Origin of the sequence: Bradyrhizobium macuxiense, assembly GCF_007993935.1 — a bacterium.
Taxonomy (GTDB): Bacteria; Pseudomonadota; Alphaproteobacteria; order Rhizobiales; family Xanthobacteraceae; genus Bradyrhizobium; species Bradyrhizobium macuxiense_A.
The window spans coordinates 442,919-449,538 of sequence record NZ_VITY01000007.1 but is presented as its reverse complement, the minus strand read 5'-3'; the positions used below and the strand labels follow the sequence as shown (position 1 = coordinate 449,538).

Below are 6,620 nucleotides of genomic sequence, written 5' to 3'. Positions count from 1 at the left end.
CGGCATGGACGGCCTCCCGAATCGACCAATCCAGCCAATTGTGATGTGTCAGCTATGTCCCCGAACACCTGTCCGTGATCTGTCCGGTCTAAACAATGCGCGGGTGATGACACCGAACATGACGCCTCACCGCCCTTGCTGAAGCCCCGCCTCCAGCCGCGCCAGCTCACCATCGAGGTCGCGTTCGACATCATCCACCTTGATGTCGACCACCCGATAGTCCCTCGCCTCGAGCCAGGCGCGGCGCTTGGCGCGGTCGGCGGCGATGGCCTCGCTCTCGTTGGCGTTGACCAGCTCGATCGCGGTGCGGTGCACGAAGGAGACGAAGTCTGGGATGTGGCGGCCGACCGGGGTCTGGCGCTTGAACTGGCCGGCGAAGCGGCGGTCCCGCGTCAGCGCCTGCCACAGGATCCGTTCGGCATCGGTCGGGTTGCGGCGGAGCAGCCGGGCGAGCCCGCGGACCGTGCTGCTGCTGTCGGCGGTCGCACCGCCCTGCCCCTGCTCGGCAAGCAGCGCGCGCAGCCTCGTCGCCTGGGCGCCGTCGAGCACACCGCCCTTGGCGGGGCCCTTGCGGCCCTCGGCGATCGCCATGACCACGCCGTGCAGCGTGTGCATGTCCTGCTTGGTCGGATCCATCCGGGTGAAGATGTTGCGCAGGTTGACCAGCATGGTGTCGCGCTTCTCGGCCGGACGCAGGAACTCGACCTTGTCGAGCTCGGCGACGAGGTTGTCGAAGAACGCCTGCATCTGGTGCTGGGAGGCCGGCTCGGACCGTTCGGGCATCGCGAACGGGAGCGTGCCCGCGGTCGAGAGCTTGAACCACTCATAGCCCATCAACAGCACCGCCTGCGCCAAATTGAGCGAGGCGAAGCCCGGGTTGACCGGGAAGGTGATGATGCGGTTGGCGAGCGCGACCTCCTCATTGGTCAGGCCGGAGCGCTCCCGCCCGAACAGGATGCCGGCCCCGCCGCCGGATGCGACATGGCCGACGATCTCGCTTGCCGCGCCTTCCGGCCCGACCACCGGCTTGGCCTGGTCGTGGGCGCGGGCGGTGGTCGCGAACACCAGGGTGAGGTCGGCGATCGCCTGCTCGACGGTGTCGAACAGCTCGACGGAACCGATGATGTGGTCGGCGCCGGCGGCGGCGCGCTGGGCGGCAATGTTCGGCCAGCCGTCGCGCGGATTGACGATGCGCATCCGGCTCAGCGCGAAATTGCCCATCGCGCGCGCGGCCATGCCGATGTTCTCGCCAAGCTGCGGCTCGACCAGGATGACGACGGGACCGGCAAGGTCGTGCCCTGCCTTGGTCTTGTCGGTGCCGGACATCTCACTTCACTTTCTGATTCAACGTCTGAAGATTTTGAATCAGCTTCCGAAGCGGATGATTCAAAATCTCATGTGGGGGCCCAAGACCGGCGTCGACGACCGTCGACCAGCTTTGCACCGGTTTTTGCGCAGGACCATTTTCTCCAAGGAGATAACAGGGTTAGCGGCGTTTGCGAATCCTCAATCGGAATCCCAGGCGCACCAGGCGAAGGCTGCCGCTTGCGCGCGCTTGGCCTTCGGATAGGCTATCAACCACAACCAAAGCGAAGCTGTAAAGGCACGCTTGAGACGCCGCTTGAACGGCGAGGCACTTGATTCAAAGCACTTTGGGTCAAAGCACTTTTGGGGGGGACGATATGCGGGGCAGATGGACGCTGGCGATTGTGGGCCTGATCTTGATCGTGGCGGGGGGCCTGCTCGCCCACTTCACGCAGACTGCTAATGGCATCCGGATCGAGGATGTCCGCTTCAAGGGCGCCAAGGGCAACACCATGAGTGCCCTGCTGTATGTCCCGGCCAATGCCACGCCGCAGATCCCGGCACCTGGCATCCTCGCCGTTCACGGCTACATCAATTCGCGCGAGACCCAGGACGGCTTCGCCATCGAGTTTGCCCGCCGCGGCTATGTCGTGTTGGCGCTCGACCAGACCGGCCACGGCTACAGCGACCCGCCGTCCTTCGCCAACGGCTTTGGCGGACCTGACGGCCTCGCCTATCTCCGCAGCCTGCCCTTCGTCGACAAGGAGAATATCGGGCTCGAGGGCCATTCGATGGGCGGCTGGACCGTGCTGGCGGCCGCCGCTGCGATGCCCAACGACTACAAGTCGATGGTGCTGGAGGGCTCGTCCACCGGCAAGCCGTTCGCCGCCGAGGGCACCACGAGCTGGCCGCGCAACACCGCGCTGGTGTTCGCCCAATACGAGGAATTCCCCGACCTGATGTGGGGCGTCCAGCTCGCCGGCGACGTCACGACGAGCCCGAAACTCTGGGCGCTGTTCGGTACGCAAGGCGCGGTCGAACCCGGCAAGGTCTATGGCGATCCGGCCAATGGCACCGCGCGGGTGCTCTACACCCCGGCGATGACCCATCCGGCCGAGCACATCTCGCATGAGGCGATCGGCTACAGCCTCGACTGGTTCGCCAAGACGCTGAAGGGCGGCACGCCGCGTCCGGTCGATGACCAGATCTGGTTCCGCAAGGAGATCGGCACGCTCATCGCCCTGATCGGTTTCATTGCCCTCGTGATCGGGACGTTCGACGGACTGCTGGAGGCCCAGATGTTCTCGCGCCTGCGGCTGCCGGCGGTTGCCGACGGCACCATGCCGCCGCATCAGGCTGCGAGCGGCCGGCGCTGGACCACGGCGCTCATCCTGTCCGCCTTCATCCCGGCGCTGACCTATTACCCGGCCTTTGCGCTGGGCGGCACCTTCGTCACCCCGAGCGCATTCCTGCCGCAGGGCATCACCAACCAGATCCTGGTGTGGGCCATCATCAACGGCCTGATCACTTTGGCCCTGATGCCGTTCGCCCCGAAGCGTACCAGCCGGGCCGGCCTTGTCGGTCAATCCGTCGTGATCGCGGTGATCTCGGTTGCGGTGGGTTACGCCGCGCTCTGGCTCGCCGACCTCGCCTTCAAGATCGACTTCAGGTTCTGGATCGTCGCGCTCAAATTGATGAGCGCGAAGCAATTCCTCATCTTCCTGATCTATCTGATTCCGTTCACGGCGTTTTTCGTCGTGGCGCTGCACGTGCTGCACCGGAATTTCTCGACCATGGATGCGCCACGCGGCGCGCTCTACCTCACCAACATGCTGGCGCTGACGTTGGGTTTCATCGTGTTGCTGGTGCTGCAATACGGCACGATGTGGCTCACGGGGAAGCTGTTCAATCCGGTGCCGGACCCCGGTTTCGTGCCGCTCTCGACCATTGTCGCGATCCAGTTCGTGCCGCTGCTGGCGATCGTGGCCGTGATCGCGACCTTCACCTGGCGGCGGACCGGCTCAAGCCTGCCGGGGGCCCTGATCGCGGGCCTGTTCGTGACCTGGTACATCGTGGCCGGGACCGCGACGCAGGTGCCTTTCTAGCGGGGGTCAGGTGAAGAAAACCGGTCCAGGACAGGGACCCGAGAGCCGCCGTCAGAATGGCGGTTCTCGGTGAAAAGATGGGCTGAAAGTGCATAACCGGTGCGCTTCCGCCCGTCCCCGGGCGGTGCTATAGCGCAGGCGTATTTTCCACCCCCCGCCGTCAAAAGCGCGCCGTTCCCAAGAGGGCCTCCCCGTCATGGCAAAAATCAAGGTATCCAACCCCGTCGTCGAGCTCGATGGCGACGAGATGACCCGGATCATCTGGCAGTACATCAAGGACAAGCTGATCAACCCGTTCCTGGATGTCGAACTGCTCTATTTCGATCTGGGCATGGAATACCGCGATGAAACCAATGACCAGGTGACCATCGACGCCGCCGAAGCCATCAAGAAGGTCGGCGTCGGCGTCAAATGCGCCACCATCACCCCCGATGAGGCCCGGGTGAAGGAGTTCGGCCTGAAGCAGATGTGGAAGTCGCCGAACGGCACCATCCGCAACATCCTCGGCGGCGTGATCTTCCGCGAGCCGATCATCTGCAAGAACGTGCCGCGCCTGGTTCCCGGCTGGACCAAGCCGATCATCATCGGCCGCCACGCCTATGGCGACCAGTACCGCGCCACCGACATCAAGTTCCCCGGCAAGGGCACGCTGTCGCTGAAGTTCGTCGGCGAGGACGGCACCGTGATCGAGCGCGAAGTGTTCAAGGCGCCCGGCGCCGGCGTCGCGATGGAGATGTACAATCTCGACGACTCCATCATCGATTTCGCCCGCGCCTCGCTCAATTACGGCCTGCTGCGCAACTACCCGGTCTACCTCTCGACCAAGAACACGATCCTCAAGGTCTATGACGGCCGCTTCAAGGACATCTTCCAGGACATCTACGACCGCGAGTTCAAGAAGGAATTCGAGGCCAAGGGCCTGACCTACGAGCACCGCCTGATCGACGACATGGTGGCCTCGGCGCTGAAATGGTCCGGCGGCTATGTCTGGGCCTGTAAGAACTATGACGGCGACGTGCAGTCCGACACCGTGGCCCAGGGCTACGGCTCGCTCGGCCTGATGACCTCCGTCCTGCTCACCCCGGACGGCAAGACGGTGGAAGCCGAAGCCGCCCACGGCACCGTGACCCGGCACTACCGCGAGCACCAGAAGGGCAAGGAGACCTCGACCAACTCGATCGCGTCGATCTTCGCCTGGACCCGTGGCCTCGCCCACCGCGCCAAGCTCGACAACAATCCGGAACTGGCGACGTTCGCCACCACCCTGGAGAAGGTCTGCGTCTCGACCGTCGAGGAAGGCTACATGACCAAGGACCTCGCGCTCCTGGTCGGCGCCGACCAGCGCTGGCTCTCGACCACCGGATTCCTCGACAAGGTGTCCGACAATCTCGTGAAGGCGATGGCGGCCTGACGGCTGCCGTCTTGGAATGACAGGTGCGAGCGTGACCATGGCCCTCATCAGAGCCGTCGTGCTCGCATCACTTTTGCTAACCGGGTCGGCGGCATCAGCTGCCGATCCCCTGCCCGACGCCGTCGCGGCACCGGGCGAGTCCCCGGTGCTGTCGGTCCATGCCGAGGGCGTCCAGGTCTACGAGTGCAAGCCGGTCACCGACGGCAAGCTGGCCTGGTCGTTCCGCGAACCGGTCGCTACCCTGATCGCCAATGGCCGCACGGTCGGCCGGCACTATGCGGGGCCCAACTGGGAGCATGTCGACGGCAGCGCCGTGACCGCCCGCACCGCCGGCAGCGCGCCCGGCGCGACGCCCGCAGACATTGCCTGGCTGAAGCTCGAGGTGATCTCCCATCGCGGCAATGGCGTGCTCTCGAGCGTTGCCACCGTGCAGCGGATCAACACTTCGGGCGGCGAACTCAGCGGCACCTGCGACAAGGCCGGCGCGCTGAAGGGCGCGGCGTATTCGGCGGATTACGTGTTCCTGCGCCGCGACTAGACTAGTCGCGGATACCGCCATCGGTTTCGTGCGGCGCTTGGGCGATCTCTGCGGCGGCAAGGTCGCCGCCGGCCGTGAGCGGATCGGCGAGCCGCGCCTCCGCCGTCTCCCGGACATGTGCGGCGAGTGCCGGCATGCGCTCGATCAGGGCATGGAAGTCCTGCGCATCGAGCAGCAGCAGCTTGGTCTTCCGCATCGCCGTCACCGTGCCCGACCGGTTGGTCCGCCTGAGCAGCGCGATCTCGCCGAAGAACGTGCCGTCGGCGAGCCGCACGCGCTGGCTCGGCAGGTCGATCTCGACCTCGCCGGCGGTGATGAAATACATCGACGAGGCCGCATCGCCGCGCCGCACCAGCACCTCGCCGGCCTCGATGGTCTGCGACCGCAACAGCCGCATGATGTCGGCGATGTCGGCGGCGTTGAGATGCGAGAACAGCGGCACCCGCGCCAGCATGCCCCAGGTCACGACGAAGTCGCGGCGCCGCACCTCGTCGGCGAACGCGGTCGAGATGATCGCAACCGGCAGCGCGATCATCGCAAACCCGACCACGATCGCAACCACGGTGACGATCCGCCCGAGCGGCGTCACCGGCACGACGTCGCCGTAGCCGACGGTGCCGAGCGTCACGATCGCCCACCACATTGCCTGCGGCATGGTGCCGAACTTGTCCGGCTGCACCTTGTGCTCGATGGCATAGAGCAGCGAGGCGAACAGCAGCACCGCGCCGGTCAGGATCACGACGCAGCCGAACAGCGTACGCCGCTCGGCATGCAGGGCCGCAAGCAGCGAGCGCATCGCGGTCGAATAGCGCACCAGCTTCAGGAACGGCAGCATGCCGAACAGCACGAGCGCGGTCTTGTCACCGATCGCGAGCGCGATGGCCGACGGCAGGAAAGCCAGCAGATCGATGAGACCGAGGGTCGAAAGCGCGTATTCGAGCCGCGCCCGCAATGGCGTCATGTCGCGCAGGGAATGGCCGACCACGCTCCAGAGCCGCGCGGCATACTCCAGCGCGAAGGCGGCCACCGCCGCGATCTCGACGGTCGTCAGCAGCCATCCGAACTGCGCGTCGATCTCGGGTACCGAGGCGAAGATCGCCGCCAGCACGTCGACGGCGATGATTGCGACGATGATCCCGGCAAACCGCGAGCCGCCCGAATGCGGCAGATCATCGCGCTCGAGCAATTCGTAGAGACGATTGCGCAGTCCGGGATCGCTGATCGTGGGCTTGAGCGGAGCCGTCGCCACGATCAGCCTCTC

5 protein-coding genes are annotated in these 6,620 nt (G+C 65.5%); 3 read left to right on the top strand and 2 right to left on the bottom strand.

What is annotated here, in order from left to right:
• Positions 1–126: 126 nt before the first annotated feature.
• Positions 127–1,326 (bottom strand): TrmJ/YjtD family RNA methyltransferase, encoded by a 1,200-nt coding sequence (locus tag FBZ93_RS21170; RefSeq protein WP_146988100.1) that lies wholly within the window; start codon positions 1,324–1,326, stop codon positions 127–129.
• Between the two features lie 356 nt (positions 1,327–1,682).
• On the opposite strand from FBZ93_RS21170, the gene FBZ93_RS21165 reads away from it, so the two are divergent.
• The 3 genes from FBZ93_RS21165 (at position 1,683) to FBZ93_RS21155 (ending at position 5,359) form a co-directional block, all read left to right on the top strand.
• Positions 1,683–3,410 (top strand): alpha/beta hydrolase family protein, encoded by a 1,728-nt coding sequence (locus FBZ93_RS21165; protein ID WP_246667571.1) that lies wholly within the window; start codon positions 1,683–1,685, stop codon positions 3,408–3,410.
• Positions 3,411–3,606: 196 nt separating this feature from the next.
• Positions 3,607–4,821 (top strand): NADP-dependent isocitrate dehydrogenase, encoded by a 1,215-nt coding sequence (locus FBZ93_RS21160; RefSeq protein ID WP_146988099.1) that lies wholly within the window; start codon positions 3,607–3,609, stop codon positions 4,819–4,821.
• Positions 4,822–4,858: 37 nt separating this feature from the next.
• Entirely contained in the window at positions 4,859–5,359 is a 501-nt protein-coding gene (locus FBZ93_RS21155) for a DUF3455 domain-containing protein (RefSeq protein WP_167529137.1), read from the top strand.
• A gap of 1 nt (position 5,360) precedes the next feature.
• On the opposite strand, the gene FBZ93_RS21150 is transcribed toward FBZ93_RS21155, so the two are convergent.
• Entirely contained in the window at positions 5,361–6,611 is a 1,251-nt protein-coding gene (locus FBZ93_RS21150; RefSeq protein WP_146988095.1) for a cyclic nucleotide-gated ion channel, read from the bottom strand.
• Positions 6,612–6,620 lie beyond the last annotated feature (9 nt).